The sequence below is a fragment of the Mitsuokella apri genome, assembly GCF_051886055.1.
Classification (GTDB): Bacteria; Bacillota; Negativicutes; order Selenomonadales; family Selenomonadaceae; genus Mitsuokella.
The window spans coordinates 25,181-43,763 of record NZ_JBJEXT010000036.1 but is presented as its reverse complement, the minus strand read 5'-3'; the positions used below and the strand labels follow the sequence as shown (position 1 = coordinate 43,763).

General features: G+C 55.0%; 17 protein-coding genes. 1 reads left to right on the top strand and 16 read right to left on the bottom strand.

All coding sequences use genetic code 11. The features are described from left to right. Nucleotides 1-10 precede the first annotated feature (10 nt). The 12 genes from rpsP to ACI4OH_RS04755 form a co-directional block, all read right to left on the bottom strand. Nucleotides 11-286 (bottom strand): 30S ribosomal protein S16, encoded by a 276-nt coding sequence (gene rpsP, locus ACI4OH_RS04810; RefSeq protein WP_432648396.1) that lies wholly within the window; start codon nt 284-286, stop codon nt 11-13. 39 nt (nt 287-325) lie between these two features. Next, a complete protein-coding gene (gene ffh / locus ACI4OH_RS04805; protein ID WP_432648453.1) occupies nt 326-1,699 on the bottom strand; it encodes a signal recognition particle protein in 1,374 nt (457 codons plus the stop codon). A 61-nt stretch (nt 1,700-1,760) separates the two neighbouring features. Beyond that, nucleotides 1,761-2,126, bottom strand: a complete 366-nt coding sequence (gene ylxM, locus ACI4OH_RS04800; RefSeq protein ID WP_432648452.1) for a YlxM family DNA-binding protein — start codon at nt 2,124-2,126, stop codon at nt 1,761-1,763. A gap of 529 nt (nt 2,127-2,655) precedes the next feature. After that, the gene (gene murB, locus ACI4OH_RS04795; RefSeq protein WP_435721090.1) at nt 2,656-3,573 is read right to left on the bottom strand and encodes a UDP-N-acetylmuramate dehydrogenase; all 918 of its coding nucleotides are present in this window, start codon (nt 3,571-3,573) and stop codon (nt 2,656-2,658) included. Between the two features lie 74 nt (nt 3,574-3,647). After that, entirely contained in the window at nt 3,648-4,130 is a 483-nt protein-coding gene (trmL, locus tag ACI4OH_RS04790; protein WP_432647596.1) for a tRNA (uridine(34)/cytosine(34)/5-carboxymethylaminomethyluridine(34)-2'-O)-methyltransferase TrmL, read from the bottom strand. A 105-nt stretch (nt 4,131-4,235) separates the two neighbouring features. Further along, on the bottom strand, nt 4,236-4,667 hold the full coding sequence (locus ACI4OH_RS04785; RefSeq protein WP_432647595.1) for a hypothetical protein: 432 nt from the start codon (nt 4,665-4,667) through the stop codon (nt 4,236-4,238). A 137-nt stretch (nt 4,668-4,804) separates the two neighbouring features. Beyond that, entirely contained in the window at nt 4,805-6,109 is a 1,305-nt protein-coding gene (locus ACI4OH_RS04780) for a sensor histidine kinase (RefSeq protein WP_432647594.1), read from the bottom strand. After that, nucleotides 6,109-6,786 carry a response regulator transcription factor gene (locus ACI4OH_RS04775; RefSeq protein WP_435721091.1) on the bottom strand — a complete coding sequence of 226 codons (678 nt, stop codon included), beginning with the start codon at nt 6,784-6,786 and terminating at the stop codon, nt 6,109-6,111. Before ACI4OH_RS04775 ends, ACI4OH_RS04780 begins: the two co-directional genes overlap by 1 nt. A 110-nt stretch (nt 6,787-6,896) precedes the next feature. Then, nucleotides 6,897-8,957 carry an EAL domain-containing protein gene (locus ACI4OH_RS04770; RefSeq protein ID WP_439784267.1) on the bottom strand — a complete coding sequence of 687 codons (2,061 nt, stop codon included), beginning with the start codon at nt 8,955-8,957 and terminating at the stop codon, nt 6,897-6,899. 294 nt (nt 8,958-9,251) lie between these two features. After that, entirely contained in the window at nt 9,252-10,418 is a 1,167-nt protein-coding gene (locus ACI4OH_RS04765) for an MFS transporter (protein WP_439784266.1), read from the bottom strand. Between the two features lie 29 nt (nt 10,419-10,447). Next, nucleotides 10,448-12,439, bottom strand: coding sequence for a molybdopterin-dependent oxidoreductase (locus ACI4OH_RS04760; protein WP_439784265.1), 1,992 nt, complete (start codon nt 12,437-12,439; stop codon nt 10,448-10,450). A gap of 213 nt (nt 12,440-12,652) precedes the next feature. Next, nucleotides 12,653-13,981 (bottom strand): purple acid phosphatase family protein, encoded by a 1,329-nt coding sequence (locus ACI4OH_RS04755; RefSeq protein ID WP_435721095.1) that lies wholly within the window; start codon nt 13,979-13,981, stop codon nt 12,653-12,655. Between the two features lie 353 nt (nt 13,982-14,334). Here ACI4OH_RS04755 and ACI4OH_RS04750 point away from each other — a divergent pair, with 353 nt between their 5' ends. Further along, nucleotides 14,335-15,192: a DUF134 domain-containing protein gene (locus ACI4OH_RS04750; protein ID WP_435721096.1), complete on the top strand. Its 858-nt coding sequence runs from the start codon at nt 14,335-14,337 to the stop codon at nt 15,190-15,192. 121 nt (nt 15,193-15,313) lie between these two features. Here ACI4OH_RS04750 and ACI4OH_RS04745 read toward each other — a convergent pair whose 3' ends face one another. The 4 genes from ACI4OH_RS04745 to pyrE all read right to left on the bottom strand — a co-directional run bounded on the left by ACI4OH_RS04745 (nt 15,314) and on the right by pyrE (nt 18,583). Then, entirely contained in the window at nt 15,314-16,318 is a 1,005-nt protein-coding gene (locus tag ACI4OH_RS04745) for an SLAC1 family transporter (RefSeq protein ID WP_435721097.1), read from the bottom strand. Nucleotides 16,319-16,485: 167 nt separating this feature from the next. Next, on the bottom strand, nt 16,486-16,911 hold the full coding sequence (locus tag ACI4OH_RS04740) for a hypothetical protein (protein WP_435721098.1): 426 nt from the start codon (nt 16,909-16,911) through the stop codon (nt 16,486-16,488). 129 nt (nt 16,912-17,040) lie between these two features. Beyond that, nucleotides 17,041-17,646 carry a DUF1847 domain-containing protein gene (locus ACI4OH_RS04735; protein ID WP_439784264.1) on the bottom strand — a complete coding sequence of 202 codons (606 nt, stop codon included), beginning with the start codon at nt 17,644-17,646 and terminating at the stop codon, nt 17,041-17,043. A gap of 358 nt (nt 17,647-18,004) precedes the next feature. Then, nucleotides 18,005-18,583: an orotate phosphoribosyltransferase gene (pyrE, locus tag ACI4OH_RS04730; protein WP_435721248.1), complete on the bottom strand. Its 579-nt coding sequence runs from the start codon at nt 18,581-18,583 to the stop codon at nt 18,005-18,007.

Genomic DNA, 18,583 nt, shown 5'->3' with positions numbered 1-18,583 from the left:
CAAGCCTCTCTTAGTTCTTAGCGTTCTTTGCTTCAGCGAACTTAGCCATAAGGCCCTGTTTGCTGAGGAGATTCTTAACGGTATCGGTCGGCTGAGCACCTTTGTTCATCCAATCGAGAACCTTATCCTCGTCAACGTTGACGACTGCCGGATTCTGGGACGGATCGTAGTTACCGAGAACCTCGATGAAACGACCATCACGCGGAGAGCGGGAGTCAGCGACAACAATGCGATAGAACGGATTCTTCTTTGCACCCATACGGTTCAGACGAATCTTTACTGCCATGTGAATTCACCACCTTTCAAATGGGATAAAAATTATAAATCAATGCATGAACGGCAGTTTCGGAAGACCGAGGCCGCCGAGATTCGGCATGCCTTTCTTGCCCTTCTGCATCTTTTTCATTTTCTTCATCATCTTTTTCATTTCGCCGAACTGCTTTAAAAGCTTGTTAACGTCCTGCACGCGCGTGCCGGAGCCCATCGCGATGCGTTTGCGGCGGCTGCCGTTGATGATGTTGATGTTGGCGCGCTCTTTCGGTGTCATCGACTTGATGATGGCCTCAATCTGGCGCATTTCCTTGCCGTCGAGGTCGATGTCCTGACCGGCAAGCTGCTTTTTGAGCCCGCCCATGCCCGGAATCAGGCCGAGGATGTTGTCGAGCGAGCCGAGTTTCTTGACCTGCTGCATCTGCGAGAGGAAGTCATCGAGCGTGAACTCGTCCTTGCGAAGCTTCTTCTCCATCTTCTTGGCTTCTTCCATGTCGAAAGTCGCCTGAGCCTTTTCGACGAGCGACAGGACATCGCCCATGCCGAGGATGCGCGAGGCCATGCGGTCTGGATGGAATGGCTCGAGCGGCTCGAGCTTCTCGCCAAGACCGATGAACTTAATCGGTACGCCGGTGACGGCTTTGACGGAAAGTGCGGCACCGCCGCGGGCATCGCCGTCGAGCTTCGTCATGACGACGCCGTCGAGGCCGAGCGTCTCGTTGAACGTCTGTGCGACATTGACGGATTCCTGACCGGTCATCGCGTCGACGACGAGCAGGATTTCATGCGGATGAACCTCGGACTTGATGTCCTTAAGCTCCTGCATGAGTTTTTCGTCAATCTGCAGGCGGCCGGCCGTATCGATGATGACGACATCGCAGGCATGCGACTGCGAGTAGTCAATCGAGCTTTTCGCAATCGTCACGGCATCCGTGCCCTGCTCCATCGAGAAGACGGGGATGTCTAATTGTTTGCCGAGGACCTGCAGCTGCGTGATGGCGGCCGGACGATAAATATCGGCGGCGACGAGCAGCGGACGCTTGCCCTGTTTCTTGAGGGCCAGGCCGAGCTTGCCGGCAGACGTCGTCTTGCCGGCGCCCTGCAGACCCACCATCATGATGATTGTCGGAGGCTTCGGGCTCATGTTGATGCGGCTCTGTGTGCCGCCCATGAGCTTCGTGAGCTCTTCATCGACAATCTTGATGACGACCTGTGCCGGCGTCAGCGTCTCGAGGACATCCTGACCAATCGCGCGTTCCTTGACGGTCTTGATGAACTGTTTGACTACTTTAAAGTTGACATCGGCTTCGAGCAGAGCCATGCGCACATCGCGCATCGCTTCATTGACATCGTCCTCCGTCAGCTTGCCATGGCCGCGAAGTTTCTTGAAAGTCGCCTGAAGCCTGTCCGATAAGCTTTCAAAAATCACAAATCATACCTCCTGGCCACTTCTGAAACTTACTGCTGGACTTTTGCGGCAGGAGAATCTCTCAATTCCCCTGCGACAGAGCGGTGCTGCTGCCGAGAAGCGGCACAAGGCGCGCGAGGACATCGTCAACCGTCTGGCTGTTTTTTTCCGTCCTGAGTCCTTGAATGCTCTTGCAGGCAGCGGCCAGCACGGCGCGTTCCCGCTGATACCGCGCGACCAGCCCGAGCTTCTCTTCGTAAGATTCCATGGCCTTTTCAGAGCGATGGATGTTGTCGTAGACGGCCTGACGGGATATCCCGAGTTCTTCGCCAATCTCCGACAGGGAAAAATCCTCAAAGAGATGCATCTTGAGGCATTCCTGCTGCTTCTCTGTCAAGAGCGCCCCGTAAAAGTCAAACAGCGCCGACAAATATAAAAGCTGCTCCATCCTGCCCCACCTTAATCATAATATCGTGCCAAGGCTTTTTGCTTGACATACGTTATTATAGCGGAGCCTGCAGGCTCTGTCAAGCATTTTTCCTTGTCACAATAAAAAAAGTCAAAAAAAGACTGCCGCGAAAGTCAGATTCGCAGCAGTCTCCGAAATTTTCTATGTATCGAGGTGCCCTTGGGACATAGCCAACGCTACGCGCAGCAGGCTGAAGCTTCGCTTATGGCTATGTCCCAAGATGCTTCAAGACGGATATCTTGCAAACGAAGGCGGCCATTGGGGCATAGCCAACGCTCCGCGTGGTCTTCTGCTAAACTTATTTTTTGCCTTTTATGGCATCCTTACGAAAGAGCTAAACGCACTTCGTTTGGACGACGCTCTTTCGCAAGGGTTCTGGCTGGCAAAAAATAAATTCTTCACGCAGAAGACCAAAGCTCCGCTTATGGCTATACCCCAATGGCCTTACTTCTCAGCCACTCAGTTGCCTAGGTGCTTGGGCTATCAGATTTTCTGAATAAGAACCATATCAGGCTTCACCGATGATACGGACTTCCGGGTGCAGCATGACGCCGTGCTTGGCGTAGACGCGCTGCTGGACCTCGTGAATGAGGCCGCGGACGTCGGCTGCCGTGGCCTCGCCCGTCGCGTTGACGACAAAACCCGCGTGTTTCGTCGAGACCTGCGCGCCGCCGACCTGCAGGCCCTTGAGACCCGTTTCCTGAATCAGGGTGCCGGCAAAATAGCCTTTCGGGCGCTTGAACGTGCTGCCCGCACTCGGCATCTCGAGCGGCTGCTTGCTCTCGCGGCGCTCGGTGAAGTCGTCCATCTTCGCGCGGATGGCCTTCATGTCGCCCTCTTTTAAGAGCAGCTCGACTTCGACGATGGCCTCGCCGTTGTCCTGGAAGCGGCTGTGGCGGTAGCCGAGTTCGAGTTCATCGCGGCTGTACGTGTGGATCTTGCCCTCGCGGTCGACCGTGCGCACGACGTCGGCGACATTCTTCATCTCACCGTCATAGGCGCCGGCGTTCATGAAAATCGCACCGCCGATGCTGCCCGGAATGCCGCAGGCGAATTCGAGGCCCGTAAGGCCATTCTGGGCGGCAGCTTCCGAGACGTCCTTTAAAAGTGCGCCGGCACCCGCGATGATGCGGTTTCCTTCGTGGCGGATTTTGGCCATCGGGCGCGCAAATTTCACGACGACACCGCGGATGCCCTTGTCCTGTACGAGCACATTCGAGCCATTGCCGAGAATCGTCAGCGGCAGCTTGTACTCGTGCACGAGCGCAAGCACCTTCTCTGTTTCCTCAAGTGAAGCGGGGAAAATCAGGCAGTCCGCCGGGCCGCCAATCTTGAACGTCGTATGCAGCTTCATCGGCTCATCGAGACGAAAGCGGTTCGGCTCGACAAAGGCCCTGCATTTTTCTACAAAATTCTTATCGATCATCTATCGTCATCCTATCTTTTTCTGTAACAAAAGCCTTTTCCTTCTATTATAATAGCGTATCCCCGAGGAAAAGACTAGATATGAAGTCCCGGCCCCTCTTCTGCGAGGTTCGCGAAGTCGAGCTGGCGCATGGCCTCGTAGGCCACGACGGCCACGGAGTTCGAGAGGTTCAGCGAACGTGCCTGTGCAATCATCGGAATGCGCACGCAGCGGTCCCAGTTGGCCTTGAGAATGGTCTCGGGGATGCCCGCGGATTCCTTGCCAAAGACCAGCATGTCATTCATCGTATACGAGACTTCCGTATACGAACGCGGGGCCTTCGTCGAGAGATAATAAAAATTATGGCCGGCGTAAAGTTTCTGGACCTCTTCAAAATTATCATGGTAATGGACCTTCACGAGCGGCCAGTAGTCAAGGCCGGCGCGCTTTAAGTGCTTGTCATCCGTCGAAAAGCCGAGCGGCCTTACGAGATGGAGCTCGATGCCCGTGCCGGCACAGAGACGCGCGATATTGCCCGTGTTGCCAGGGATTTCCGGTTCAATCAGTACGATATGCAATGGTGTTACACCTCGAATTAATCTAATTTTTATAACCACATTATTATAGCGAATCCCGCCATAAATTACAAGACTGCTTCCATTGTTGTACTTTTTAGGCCCTGTTCATTTGCTGACCATAAAAGGTCCTCGAATGACCTTGCCGCGCGTTTCCGCTTCTGCTGTTTCTCTTGTTTCTGTCGTTTCTGCCGATTTTGCGGTTTTGCGCATGTCGGCCCACTCCCTGCGGGGAGAACGGCCCGCGCCGGCCTGCAGGAGTTCGCTCATATTGAACTTCTGCAGCTGGCTCTTCAAGGTGCCGGTTTTGCGGGCACGGCGAAGCTTCTCCGCGAGCAGCATAAGGGCCCTGTCTTCGATTTCTGAGAGATTCGCATTGTGCTGGCGGCCGAGGCCGAGCTCAGACGCGAGGCCGATCCTGCGCAGATAATCTCCGAGCACGCCGCGCGCAAAGGCAAAAGCCATGCGTTCATGAAGGCGGACTGCTGCACGTACCATGATTCCGTCCAACCGTCCATCGAAGTTTGCATGTTTCATCATAAACACTCCCCTTGATGAATCAGAATCATCTTTTTTGCAACGTTTTCCAATTTCTCTATTTCGTGCTGCGATGAAAAAAATCCTGCCGGAAATCTTTTTCTGACAGGATTTTTCTTATATTTATGCGGATTTCATGCCTATTTCATTTTTGTGCGCAGCTCGACGAAGAAGGTCGTGCCCTTGCCGAGTTCGCTCTGAATCCAGATGCGTCCCTTGTGCAGGTGGACGATTTCCTGCGCGATGGCGAGGCCGAGGCCGTTGCCGCCCATTTCGCGCGAACGGGCCTTGTCGACGCGGTAGAAGCGGTCAAAGACGCGGGCCTGGTCTTCTTTGGCGATGCCGATGCCCGTATCGCTGACGGCAAAACGGACCTTGCCCTTTTCCGTGTTTTCATAGCGCACGCGTACCTTGCCGCCCTCCGGCGTGTACTTGACGGCGTTGTCGACGAGAATCAGCACGAGCTGACGGATTTTCTGCTCATCGGCCTGAATCTCGACCTTAGGCAGACGCGCGGCCTGCAGGTCAATCTTCTTCTGGTCGGCCAGAGGCTGCATGAGCCTTGCCGTCTGCTCGATGAGCGATGAGAGGTTGAATTTCTGCGGCTTGAGCTTCAGTGCCTTGTTGTCGCTGCGCGCCACGACTAAGAGGTCACTGACGAGCTTTGTCATCTTCTTGACCTCATCGCGCACGTCCTCAATGACCTGCTTTAAAAACGGCGACTGGATAGAGGGGTCGTTCTGCAAAAGGTCGGCCGAAGCCATGACAACAGCTAAAGGCGTCCTGAGCTCATGCGAGGCATCGGCCGCAAACTGCCGCTGCTTTTCGTAAGCCTGTTTTAAGGGAATCATGGCCTTGCCTGACAAAATGTGGCCGACGACCATCGCGATGAGCAGGGCGACGGCCCCGAGGAATGCCAGGGCATACGTCGCCTTTTCCATGCCGTTGTACATGGCCGTGACATCCTTGCCGACATAGACAGTCTGCGTGGCATTGCCCTCATCGTCGCGGACCTGCTGTGCCGTCATCATGATGCGCGCCTTGCGCGTGTTTTCCGTGCCCTGCTTGCTGTAGACCGTGACCTCGCCCGGCGTCACCTTGTTCTGCGCAATCGTGTCGAGGATAAAGGGCTCGATGCGAAACGATGCGCGGGCAAAGTTCAGGAGCCGCCCGTCCTCGTCAAAGACATAGAAAAACAGGCGGTCATTCGTGCTCTTGTAGGCAATCGTATCGTCGAGCACGATTTCCGGATGCTGGTTGAAATACTCCTGTGCCTCTGCGACATTGCTGGCCGTATCCTGAAGTTCGCGGGCCTGCTCCGACGTGATGGACCATTCCATCGTCTTATGCATCGCAAAAAGCAGGACCACGAGGAAAATGATCATGACGATCGAGTACAGGATAGTCAGTTTGCGCCGGCTGCTGCCGAAGATATTCTGCGCCATCAGCTCTTGGCCTCCAGTTTATAGCCGACGCCGCGCACCGTCTTGATGACCGTGCCGCCGTCGCCGAGGTCGAGCTTTTTGCGCAGGATCTTCATGTACGAATCGATGTTGTTCGAGCTGACATCCGACTCGAGGCCCCAGATACGGTCGAGGATGATGTCGCGCGGCACGACGATGCCGATATTCTGCGCGAGCAGGTCAAAAATCTGGAATTCGCGCGGCGAGAGCTGGATGACCTTGTCCTTCTTTTTCAGGACCTTGGCCGTGCGGTTCAGCGTGAATTCGCCGACTTCCACGACATCCTGCTGGATTTTCTGCGTGCTGCGGCGGCCGAGGGCGCGCAGGCGGGCCATGAGCTCCGCAAATTCAAACGGCTTGACGAGATAATCGTCGGCACCGGCGTCGAGTCCCGTCACGCGGTCCTCGACGGAATCGCGCGCCGTCAGCATCAGAATGGCCTTTTCGTAGCCGTTCTTGCGCAGGCGGCTGCAGGCCTCGACGCCCGTCTCGCCCGGCATCATCCAATCGAGAATCAGGATGTCGTAATCCGTGTACATCGCGTATTCGTAAATATCGCTGCCGTTCGTCACCCATTCGACCTGAATGCCATTCTGTTCCAACATATACTGGATAAGCTTTCCGAGACGCTTGTCGTCCTCTGCCAGCAAAACCCGCATCACAATCACTCCCCAAGATAATCATTCTTCTATTATATATACACGCCTTCTGTGAAAAAAGACTGAAGCCCTGAAAGCCATAGGGCCTTCAGGACTTCAAAATTTACATATTATATGCCGGCAGAAAGGGATTTTCCTGCCTGAGAAACATCGGCCGTGCCGTCTTGGAAGCGTTCGATGTATTCCGCAACGGGAATGGGCTGTGAGAAATAAAAGCCCTGAAAAATATCGCAGCCAATCGCCGTGAGGTCACGGACCTGCTGCTCCGTCTCCACGCCTTCGACGACTGTCGGCATGCCGAGCTCGCTGGCCAGCGCAATGACGGATTTTAAAATGATGCGGCTGCGCTCCTGATGCTCCGTCTTGTGCAGAAAGCCCATATCAATCTTTAAAATATCGGCCTGAATGTCCTTTAAAAAGCTCAGGCTCGAATAGCCGCTGCCAAAATCATCGATGGCGATGACAAAGCCGTATTCCTTGAGACGGCGTATCAGGGAAATCGCCTCTTTCGGCTTGTCCATGAAGACCGTCTCCGTGATTTCAAGCTCGAGTTTCTCAGGCGGAATCTCGTATTCCTCGACGAGGTCCGTGAAAATCCCATAAAGGTCCAGATAATACATATCCTTGACCGAGATATTGACGGAAATATAGCGGTCCGCCAGTTCCGTATGCTGCCAGGACTTCAAAAGGCGGCAGGCCTCGCGCCAGACATAGTAGTCGAGCTGCCAGATTTTGCCGTGTTCTTCGAGAATCGGCACGAAGAGATTCGGCGGAATGATGCGGCCGTCCCCGCGGAGCCAGCGCGACAGGGCCTCAGCCCCAAGCACGCGGTGCGTCTTCGCGTCGACCTGTGCCTGCAGGAAAATCTGCACCTCGTCGTTCTTCAATGCATCTTCAAAGCGGCTCAGGATGGCGCGGTCGCGAATCCTGTTCGACATCATATTCTCCGAATACCAGACATAGCCGTTGCTCTCCTGCCCCTTCAGCATACTCGCGGCGAGAAATGCCCGGTCGCAGAGCACGGAAATCGGCGTCAGCGCATCTTCAATCCGGCAGATGCCGATGGTAATCTGCAGGTCAAAGCGGATTTCCCGCTGGCCGTGCACGATATTTTCAATTTCCTTCAGGAAAGCATCGGGGTCAAAGAGTTTATCCGGCACCATCATGGCAAAGCGGTCCGCGCGGATGCGGCCGTACGCCGTGCGCGTGTCGCCTCCATAGTGCTTGCGCAGCATCGCGCCCACGCGCATCAAAAGCTCATTGCCCTTTGTCATGCCGTAAAGGCCGTTCAAGAGCTTGAAATCACCGAAATTCGAGCAGACCATCAGGTATTTTTCGTCCGGATACTGCTCGAGATTCTTGCGGGCCTGACGGTAGAAACCGTATTTGTTGTAAATGCCCATGAGTCCGTCGTGCATCGTGCCAAAATGCTCGAGGTCCATATTCTTCTGGTCCTGCGTGCAGTCGCTGATGAGAAAGTACGTGCCAATATCCTTTCCCTGGGCATCGTTGAGCGGATACCGGCAGATTTGAAAGACAGCGGCATCCGGCTTGCCGCCGTACTTTTGAATCCAGGTCGCCGCATCCGAAGAAGAAAACGTCCCCTGCTGGAACCATTCGCGCAGAATTTTGCCGAGCTTCTCCAAATCATCCTGCACGCCAAACAGGCGGAAGGCCTCGCTGTTCGCGTAAATGCACTCGTGCTCGAGATTAAACCAGATCATGCCGGTCGGCAGATTCTGCATCGAGGTGCGCAGGGCCTCGGCAAACGATTGGGCGTCAATGCCCTCATGCAGCACAGCATGATGATTGTCCTTGGTCATGCCCTTTCCCTTCTCGATGCGCAGCATCTCGATGACACACGGAAAAACCGCGCCGTCCTCGCGCAGAATCTCAATGGGCCGCGAGATGATGTAGTAAAGGTCCCCGTCCTTAATTTCGGTCTTGCGAAGTTCCATGCCCGTCTTCAGGGCCCGAAGGCTCGTGCAGTTGCGGCAGCGGTTCGTGCTGCGCCAGACGGAGTAACAGTTCGGCCCGTAATGATACGAACGGTCTTTGCCGACCTGAAAGGTATGGCACTCCTCCGGATTCACCAGCCGGACTAAATCGTATTTTTTGCGCAAGGCTTCGAGCTCTGCCTCGACATCGCGTTCATGAATCTGCCTGTTCATGGGCGTCTCCCCCGCTCTCTGTTCTTCCTGCTGATTCTCTGCTATGTTATCTATGTTATCTTTTGCCTCTGTTTTATCCATCTCATCCATGTTAACGCATCCCCAAACAGGCCATGCAGTCTCTTAAACATCCCCAAATAAAAGAAACCGTACCTCATGGCAAAGATTTCATTCTTTCATTATAAAATTCATATATATTACAATTCGTTCTTTCCTGCAGAAATCCTGCCTTTTATGCAAAAAAAGCAGGCCACCTTCAGCAATGGCCTGCTTTGTGCCGTTTCTATATTGATTTTAAATGCGCCGGAATGTCAGTGCGGCCATCAGGGCTTCGAGCAGGACAAGGCCGGCCAAAAGGCAGAACGCGGCCAAAAGGCTGGTCTGATGCGCGAAAAAGCCGATGACGGCAGGGCCTGCGAGGATGCCGAGGTAGCCGAGCGTGCTGACAGCCGGCACGGCGAGGTTAATCGGCATATCATGCTGACGGCCGAGCATCGTGTAGAAGACAGGCACGACATTGGCACTGCCGATGCCGATGCAGAAAAAGCCCGCAAAGAGCAAAAATGCATTCGGCGTGAGAATGACGAGCAGAAAGCCCAGAAACGCCAGCGCGCAGCCGCCGATGATGATGACTTTTTGGCCAAAACGCTGCACGAGACGGTCGCCGAACAGGCGCATGATGAGCATCGCCGCGGAAAAGACCGTAAAGGCCGTGCCCGCAAGCGACAGGTCAAAGCCGCGCACCGTCGTCAAAAAGACGCCGCCCCAGTCCATCATAGCGCCTTCGACGAGGAAAGCGATGCAGGCGATGATGCCGACAAAGACGACGATGCCGTGGGGCATGGCCAGCAGCTTGCCGCCCGGGTCGCCGCCAAAGTTGAGATGATGGCGCGCGGCGATGGCCGTCACGAGAATCATAATGCCCGAAGCGATGAGCGTCGAAGCCATCGGCGTGAGGCCGAGCATGCTGACCCAGACGCCGAAAAGTCCGGCCCCGACAAAGCCGCCGATGCTCCAGAGCGCGTGCATGCCGCTCATAAGGCGGCGTCCCGAAGCCTTCTCGACGATGACGGCCTGAATGTTGACCACGGAATCGATGCTGCCCATCACGGCGCCAAAAAACAGCAAGGCCGGCACCGCGCTCCAAAAAGAAGGCACAAGGCAGAGAATCGGCAGCATCAGGGCCATGAGAACCCCTGCTGTCGTCAGTACCCTGCGGCAGCCGAATTTTGCGGCCAAAGCGCCTGAAAGCGGCATCGTCAGCAGCGAACCGATGCCGATGCAGAGAAGCAGCAGGCCGAGTGTGTCCTCGGCAATGGCCAGGCGCTGCTTTAAAAGAGGCACGAGCGGTGCCCACGAAGCCGACCCAAAGCCGCCGACAAAAAACAAGCCTCTAGTCGCCCACTGCTGCGGCACGCCGATTGCGCTTGTTTCAACTGTATGATTTTCCTTTGCTTCCATAAAAAGTTTCTCAGATACTCCTTTGCTTTCTATTTCTTATGCAGGTCGACGCGCACATCGTAAAACGTGCTGCCGTCGGCTTCATCCGTCAGCCTCTGTGACGTCAGGACGTTGACGGAATGCTTCCCCTTGACGCGTTCCTGCCACCAGACGCCCTCGCTGACAACCTGCCCTTTGCCCGTGCAGGTCGAGATTTTGGCCGTGAAGTCGGCACTGCCGCGCTCATTGGCAAGGGTTACGGTCTCGCCGTCATGGACATCAAAGCGGGCGGCGTCCTCGGGATGAATGAATAAGAGCATCGTCTGCCCTTTTGTGAGTTCATCGCGCTCGTTAAATGACGAATCGAGGATCCGCATATCGGGGGCATTGACGAAAGCCAGCTCGCCCTTGTCCTCCGCAAGAGGCAGGTAATCGGGCAGAGCCGGCGTCAGTTCGTCATTGCGAATTTCGATTTTGCCCGACTTCGTCGCAAACGACGTATTGTAGTCGGCAGGCAGGGTGAGCGGAGTCGGTCTGCCCGATTTTAAGAGTTCCCTGTCGACGGGCTCCGGCCAGACCGAGGTCGTCGCGATGAGTTTTTCGACGAGGTCTTTCGCCGACTGCCGGTAAAACGGGTCTTCGATGCCCATCGCGCGGGCCAGAGCACAGGCGACTTCCCAGTTTGAACGGCTCTCGCCGACGGGCGGAATGGCCTGAAAGCCGCACTGAATCGTGTAATTGCCGTAAGAATAATACGCATCGTCGTGTTCAAGCGAAGTCGTGGCCGGCAGGACGATGTCGGCATAGCGCGCCGTATCCGTCAAAAAACGCTCGTGTACGACCGTAAAGAGATTTTCGCGGCTAAGCCCTTTGATTACTTGATTCTGGTCGGGAGCCGTGCACGCGGGATTCGACGAATAGACATAGAGGCTGCGGATGCTGTCATCGCGCGTCAGGGCCTCGCCAATCCGGCACATATTGACGACGCGCCTGCCCGCCTGCCGCCACTCGGGATGACGGACAATGCTCTTGTCATAGGCCTTCGAAGCACTGGCCGAGGTCAAAAGGCCGCCGCCCTGTTTGCCCCAGGCCCCGACAACGGCGGGCAGGCAGGTGATGAGGCGCGAGGTCATAGCGCCGTTGCGGTAGCGCGACTGACCGCTGCCGAGCCTTATAAACGGGGCTTTTGCCTGGCCGTACATCCTCGCAAGCTCTATGACTGTCTCAGCCGGCACGCCCGTCAGCTCTTCCGTCTTCTCCGGCGTGTACTTCGGCAGAATTTCGCGGCGCAGCTCTTCCCAGCCAATGACATTTTGAGCAAGAAAAGACTCGTCCGTAAGATTTTCGCGTGCCAAGACGTGCATCAGGCCGAGGGCCAGCGCGCCATCCGTGCCGGGACGCACGGCGATAAAGCAGTCGGCCCATGCGGCTGTTTTATTTTTGTACGTGTCGATGCAGTAAATCTTCGCGCCATTTTGCCGCGCAGTCTTTAAATCATGCTGAAAATGAATATCCGTCGCCAGCATGTGGATGCTCCAAAGAATGATGAAGTCGCTTTTCTGTGCTTCCTGCGGCGCCGTCGGCAGCGTGCGTCCCATGACATCCTGAAAGCCCCTGCCCTTGGCCGGCGCGCAGATGGTCCGATCAAGCTCCGAGGCGCCGAGTTTATAGAAAAGACCGTGATAGGCATCGTGCTGGACAATGCCCATCGTGCCGGCATACGAATACGGCAGGATGGCCTCCGCGCCGTATTCTTTGATGATATGCCGCCACTTGTCCGCGATGATTTTCAAGGCCTCATCCCAGGAAAGCGGCGCAAACTCGCCGCTGCCCTTTTTCCCCACGCGGCGCAGGGGCGTCGTCAGGCGGCGCGGCGAATGGACCGTCCGTTCGTAATGGGCCATCTTCGGGCAGAGCGTGCCGCGCGTAAACGGATGGTCAGGGTCTCCTGCCACGCGGATGACGCGCCCATCCTCCACCGTCACCAAAAGACCGCAGGCATCCGGGCAGTCGTATGGGCAGACTGAGGTACAAATATGCATAATTATCACTCCAGAAATCTCGGATTTTCTCAAAATTCACTTCAGGCCTTCGTAAGCCAATACAAATCCATTTTACGTATTTTACGTTATGAGTGCCTTCATTATACCATAGAACACACATATCCTATAAGACTTCCATCACAAAAGGCTGTCCGCTGATGGAAGATTCATCCTCCCTGTCAGCAGACAGCCTACCTGTTTTGCAGTTTGATTTTATTTTTTCAACGTCTCGTGGTCGATTTCCGTACCATCGGGCAGATAGCAGGCAATCTCAGCTATGCTATTTTTGACGGCCAGCGTCAGGTAATTGTCCGTCTCCGGCTGCGGCGCGACGACTTTATCGAGAGCATGGTCGACCCAGAGCCCCGGATAGCGCACATTGCCGGCAACGCCCGTCAGGATGTAGAGAGGGCCACTCTCGTCGCGCTGGAAATTTTTGATATGCCCGCGGTTGCGGTACGTATGCAGGTGCGCGGAAAACACGATGTCAATGCCCGCTTCATCGAAAAGCGGCATCCACGCACGGCCTTCGTCGGAAAATCCCTCCTGACGTTCCGGACGATTCGCAATGCGGTACTGCAGCGGGTCCTTGTGCATCAGCACGATTTTCCACTTCTTATCAGTCTTTTTGACATCTTCGCGGAACCATGCCTGCTGCGTCTCGAGAAGCCCCTGATGGAAGTCCGCAGCCTCGTCCGTCTGCGTGTCGAGCACGATGAAATGGGCCTCGCCGTAGTCAAACGAATAATAGCGGCGCGCAAATTCCTCGCTGCCATTTTGAGGCAGGGCAAATTCTTTGAGGTAAGCCACAGGCTCGCGGACTTTCCAGTCCTCGTTGTACGTCTCGTGATTGCCCATGAGCGGCGCGACCGGAATGCGGTCAATGATGCCCGCGACGGCGTCAAACCACGCATCCCACTGGCGATGGTCCTCGCCGTTGTCGACAAGGTCGCCCATGTTGATGAAGAAATCCGCATCTTCATTGCGCTTTGCGGCGTTCTGTGCAAGGTTTTTCCAGTCCGAATAGTCATTTGACTGCGAATCGGGGAAAATCAGCGCGGAAAAATCGCCGCCGTCATCCGTCTGCAGGCTGTGCCAGTCGTCGGCCTCGCCATCGGCCTTGATGCGGTATTCGTATTTCTGACCGGCTTCAAGCCCGCAGAGGCCCGCCGTATAAAGCTCGACCGTCACGCCGTCATCGGTAAAAGTCTCCTGTTTTGCCTTGACAGACGAGACCTTTTCCCCGCCCTGCAGGCGGTATTCGACGGCCGGCTCACGCATGGCCGAGTCCGACTGCCACATGATCGTGCGCGCGTGCTCATTGTCCGCCGCGATGACCTGCCGCACATAGTCGATGGGCAGCTTGCCCTGTGCCGCACCCATGGCACGGCCTGCCAGACGGTTTGCAAGTTCGTTGCGCGAAAGCGCCCAGCCGCCGCCCGCCAGTACAATGGCCCCTGCGCAGATGGCGAGGAACTTCCGGCGCGACATTCTCGGCCCGCTTTTGCCTTTCTTTTCCTGCGTATCTTTATCCTGCTTCATAATCAATTCCCTTTCATGCAATAACTTGCGATCTTATTCCGATTCAACGGGCAGCACCGCAATTCTTATCATGCATCCTGCAGCACTGCCGCCCTTCTTTTCTTATCCTATTATATGGAAAGAAACTTCATATTGCCTGAAAATCCCTTCCTCATGCTTTCATTATACGCAGGAATCCCTTTTATGTGAAATGCCTATTGCACAGAGTGCATGATGCAGGATAAGCATAGTATGCACTCTGTTTCATCTTAGTTATTGACATATGTCGTAAATGAACTATAATAAAAGTAATAAATGACATATGTCAATAAAAATACTGCTAAAACCCCAAGAAAAAGGAAAGGAAGGATACGATGGCAAGACCCTGCAAGAAGCGCCGCATCTGCCAAAGGCCGCAGTTCCGTGCGTTTGGCCCCGAGCCGCCGACGGGCAGGCCGCCCGTCACATTGACGCTTGAGGAATACGAATGCCTGCGCCTGCTCGACTACGAAGGGCTGACACAGGAAGAATGCGCCGCGCAGATGCTCGTGGCCCGCACAACCGTACAGGCCCTCTACGCCTCGGCGCGCAAACGCCTGACCGCGGCCCTCGTCGAAGGGCGGCCCCTGCATTTCGCGGGCGGCAGCTACGCTTTCTGCCGGGAAATGCCCGACCTGTCCTGCCCCTTCCGCCAAAGCACAGCCTCCTGCCCTCATCATCTGCCCGATGATGCCAAGGGCCCTGCACAGGCTGCTTATCAAAGTATCCCGTATCAGAAAGGAGTCTTTCCCATGAAACTCGCCATCACCTACGACGAAAACACGCAGAATATCTTCCAGCACTTCGGCAAGACACAGGCCTTCAAAGTCTACACGATTGCCGATGAAGTCGGCCATAAAAAAATCATCTCTTCGGAGATTCTGCCCGCGGGCGAAGCCGGTCACAGCGCCCTCGCGACCCTGCTGCAGCAAAACGGCGTCGACACCCTGATCTGCGGCGGCATCGGCGCCGGCGCCCAGTCGGCCCTCAGCAGTGCCGGCATCACCCTCTACGGCGGCGCCTCGGGAAATGCCGACAAAGCCGCAGAAGACTTCCTCAAAGGCACCCTCAACTACGACCCCGCCGTCCACTGCAGCCACCACGAACATCATGAACATGGTCAGCACGGACACGGCTGCGGCCAGCATAATGGACAAGGTCAGCACGGACATGGCTGCGGCCAGCACAAATAACCAGCTCGCGCTGCTTTTTGGTCAGCTGCGCAAAAAACGAATAAAAACATAAAAAGAAAAGACACCCCTTCCTGCGCCATAATTTGGCTGAGAAGGAGTGTCTTTTTTACTTGTTCTAATTTTACTTGCGTGCAGCCACCAGCCGCGCCGTGCCAAAAAGCAGCAGGCCAATAACCGAGGTCCCGCAGACAACGAAGGCCATGCCGAGCATTTGGAAAGAACCTGTTATCTCCGCGTGCCAGAGCTGAAAACCGACATTGACCATCGAGGCCATGGCGAAAGAGAACGCCCAAAGCGACATCGAGAGACCAATGCGCAAAATCCACGTGATGAGCCGCAGCAGGAAAAAGAGATTGAGCAGACCGTAGCCGATGAGCCCTAAGACGACGGCATCGATTTGCCCGCCATTGCACGACAGATAAGCCGAACTGCCGACAAAAGCCGGTGCAAGCTGGATGCCCATAAGCGGCCGTTCCTTTGGCTGCATGGGCTCTGCCGTGCGCAGGCGAAAGAGGAACGCCGCTTCAAGACTCATCCAAGAGAGAAAACCCGCGCCAAAGAAGAGATAGCCCCATTCATTTTCGCCAAAAGCACCGAGCGCAATGGCCGAAGCAAAATTCGCGCCGACCGTCGGCATGTACATCGCCGGTGTCTCCATCGCAAGCGGCGTATTGCCGCGCCATTGGCTGCCGATATGATACGAGCTGAAGCCAAGCTGCCCCACAACGCCAATGACCAGCATGATTTTTGAAAAATCCGGCAGATACGGTGACAAAGCGACGCTTGCAAGCCCCGTCGTAATCGGCACAAGCGTAAAGAACGGATTCTCCAGCTGCAGAGAAAACTCCCGACCTGCCCCGTGCGGACTTCTCAGAATCTGCCCGGCATAATGCGCAAGCAAGAAGAGCCAGAGCACAAACGTGAACGCAAGAATTCCCTCGCCGATTTCCCGAGGCAGCCCCAAAATCAGCCCCGCCCGGCGCCAGGCAATGCCAAGGGCAAAAAGGCCGAGCGTCATGCTGATCGAACTCACCGCCGCATAAGGCCTTGGCTCCTGTTCCTCATCATCCAGTCCCTTCAGCCCATTATTTTGAGGTTCCCGAAGGGACTTCATCTGTTTTGCCATAAAGATACACACTTTCCAAAATCCCAAAACCTACCAATGAACTATATTATAACATACTGGGAGGACAAACAACAAAAGAAAACAGGCCATCGTTTCATCCCCTGCACAGGTTAAGAGATGAAACCATGACCTGTCCTTCATACCCATATATGCTCCATTGACGTAAATCAGGCTTCTTTCAGCTCCGGCAATGCACTCTCCTCAAGATTTTCGCTGCCCGCGCTGCTTTCCGTATTTTCCTCATGTTCTTCATAAGAACCCGGCGCCGTGCCGTTCAGAATGTCCTCGCGGAAACAGCAGAATGTATGCCAGAGCAGCATGACATGGCGGCCGCATATTGTCCGGCGCCCGTCGTAATAGACCACAATCGTCATGCCATGTTTATGTGCCCTGAGGACCTCCCCCACATCCGGACTTTGCTGCGTCCATTCATGGAAATCATCCGTAAGCCACGCAGCAAAGGCGGGAATATCCCGCAGACGGACGAGATTATACCACTTGCCGCGCGCCGCATCCTGCATCATCCTGCGCTGTGATTTCAGGCTGATGTCCTTAAAGCAGTGGCAATGCATGGCTGGAAATGCGTTTTTCATTGAGGAAGCCCCCTCTAAATCGACGTTATTCACTTTCTACACTTTACATTATAGAAGATTTTGTGCACAAAGAGATTATCGATTTGTTAACAAGAGGTAAACGCTTGAGCCCCCTGCAAGGCCTCAGCCTCAAACCTCTCCCGGCTCCATAATGCCGAGCTTGCGTTTCCAGTACCGCGAATAAATCGCTCCGAGCGGATTATGCGCGAGCAGCCGGTCCTTCACCACGAGCGTCGTCACCGGCCCTTCGCAGCTCTTGTTGAAAATCGTATCATGTCCGACGCAGAGTCCGCACGAAATATAAAGCTCCGTTCCCTTCTCCGCGAGAAACTTCGCCTGCATCTTCGGATTGCACATCGCCTCATGCGAAAGCTCCGGCTTCACCTGCTTGAGTCCGAGTTCCTTCTTTGCCACACTGCAGTTCTTGCAGCAGACACTGTAAAACGTGAACCCCTGCTGCTGATAAAACCGCGCGATATAACGCGCCTCTTCATTGAGCCCAATACAAAACGCCATGCCGAGCTTTTTATACCTCATCGCCTTCGCAAACTCCGCCGTTTCCTGAAGCCGCGTGATATTGCTGTAAAACGTCCCCTCGACATAAGCCGCGGCCTTCATGATTTTGCGCTCTTCCTCCGTATACTCCGCCAGCACCTCATCGGCAGGCACCCCCGTACAATTCACGCCCTTCGTATAGCAGACATGCGTAGGGCAGTTCGCACAATCGCACTTCATCGCAATCTCTCCTTCTTCAATCTACTTTATATTATTATCGTATCATGACAATGACTGGAGAGCAAGGGCAGTAAGCTGACATAGGCTGACTGTAAGTGAAGCTTTGGTTGTTGGCGTGAAGAATTTATTTTTTGTCCGCCAGAACCCTTGCAAAAGAGCGTCCGTCCAAACGAAGTGCGTTTAGCTCTTTTGTAAGGATGCCATAAAAGAAAAAAAATAAATTTAGTCAACAACCACGCGTAACGTCAGACAGCCTGTGTCAGCGCCTTTTTCATCGAACTAGTCCCGCGTACTAAAAAAAGGAGCAGCCAGTTTCCACTGACTGCTCCTTACATCCCTCGAAAGAGACTCAATTATATCATTTTTTTCCAGTAGATCCGCGCTTCGTCATCGGAATTCCCTGCTTGCAGAGCGGGCAGTCCTCCGGCTTGTACGTCTCAACGTTCAGATGCAGCAGCGCCGTGCACGGCACATCGCCGAAATTGACCTTGCCGCCGCTGCGGTCCACGAGCATGCTCACGGCCACCGGCACGCCGCCATTGGCCTTGACGACATCGATGACTTCCTTAATGGAGCCGCCCGTCGTCACGATATCCTCGACAATCAGGCAGCGCTCGCCCGGATGCAGGTGGAAACCGCGGCGGAACGTCATCTTGCCATTCACGCGCTCCGTGAAGATTGCGCGCGTGCCAAGAGCCTTGCCCGTCTCATGTGCGAGCAGGATGCCGCCCGTCATCGGACCGACAACGGTCTCGATATTTGCGTCCTTAAACTTTTCTGCCATGGCCTCGCAGAGCTGCTGCGTGTACTTAGGATGCTGCAGCACATTGAACTTCTCCACATAATGCGGGCTGTGCAGGCCCGACGTCAGCAGAAAATGGCCGTTCATGATGGCATTCGTCTTAATGAGGAGCTCTTTTACTTCTTCTTCCGTCAT

Bases quoted from the DNA above. Each gene is read 5' to 3' on its own strand.
- ACI4OH_RS04785 (WP_432647595.1), bottom strand. From the start codon at position 4,667: ATGATGAAACATGCAAACTTCGATGGACGGTTGGACGGAATCATGGTA.
- ACI4OH_RS04740 (WP_435721098.1), bottom strand. From the start codon at position 16,911: ATGAAAAACGCATTTCCAGCCATGCATTGCCACTGCTTTAAGGACATC.
- rpsP (WP_432648396.1), bottom strand. From the start codon at position 286: ATGGCAGTAAAGATTCGTCTGAACCGTATGGGTGCAAAGAAGAATCCG.
- ACI4OH_RS04745 (WP_435721097.1), bottom strand. From the start codon at position 16,318: ATGGCAAAACAGATGAAGTCCCTTCGGGAACCTCAAAATAATGGGCTG.
- ACI4OH_RS04750 (WP_435721096.1), top strand. From the start codon at position 14,335: ATGGCAAGACCCTGCAAGAAGCGCCGCATCTGCCAAAGGCCGCAGTTC.
- ACI4OH_RS04770 (WP_439784267.1), bottom strand. From the start codon at position 8,957: ATGAACAGGCAGATTCATGAACGCGATGTCGAGGCAGAGCTCGAAGCC.
- ACI4OH_RS04765 (WP_439784266.1), bottom strand. From the start codon at position 10,418: ATGGAAGCAAAGGAAAATCATACAGTTGAAACAAGCGCAATCGGCGTG.
- ACI4OH_RS04775 (WP_435721091.1), bottom strand. From the start codon at position 6,786: ATGCGGGTTTTGCTGGCAGAGGACGACAAGCGTCTCGGAAAGCTTATC.
- ylxM (WP_432648452.1), bottom strand. From the start codon at position 2,126: ATGGAGCAGCTTTTATATTTGTCGGCGCTGTTTGACTTTTACGGGGCG.
- ACI4OH_RS04760 (WP_439784265.1), bottom strand. From the start codon at position 12,439: ATGCATATTTGTACCTCAGTCTGCCCATACGACTGCCCGGATGCCTGC.
- ACI4OH_RS04755 (WP_435721095.1), bottom strand. From the start codon at position 13,981: ATGAAGCAGGATAAAGATACGCAGGAAAAGAAAGGCAAAAGCGGGCCG.
- ACI4OH_RS04735 (WP_439784264.1), bottom strand. From the start codon at position 17,646: ATGAAGTGCGATTGTGCGAACTGCCCTACGCATGTCTGCTATACGAAG.
- ACI4OH_RS04780 (WP_432647594.1), bottom strand. From the start codon at position 6,109: ATGGCGCAGAATATCTTCGGCAGCAGCCGGCGCAAACTGACTATCCTG.
- murB (WP_435721090.1), bottom strand. From the start codon at position 3,573: ATGATCGATAAGAATTTTGTAGAAAAATGCAGGGCCTTTGTCGAGCCG.
- pyrE (WP_435721248.1), bottom strand. From the start codon at position 18,583: ATGACGGAAGAAGAAGTAAAAGAGCTCCTCATTAAGACGAATGCCATC.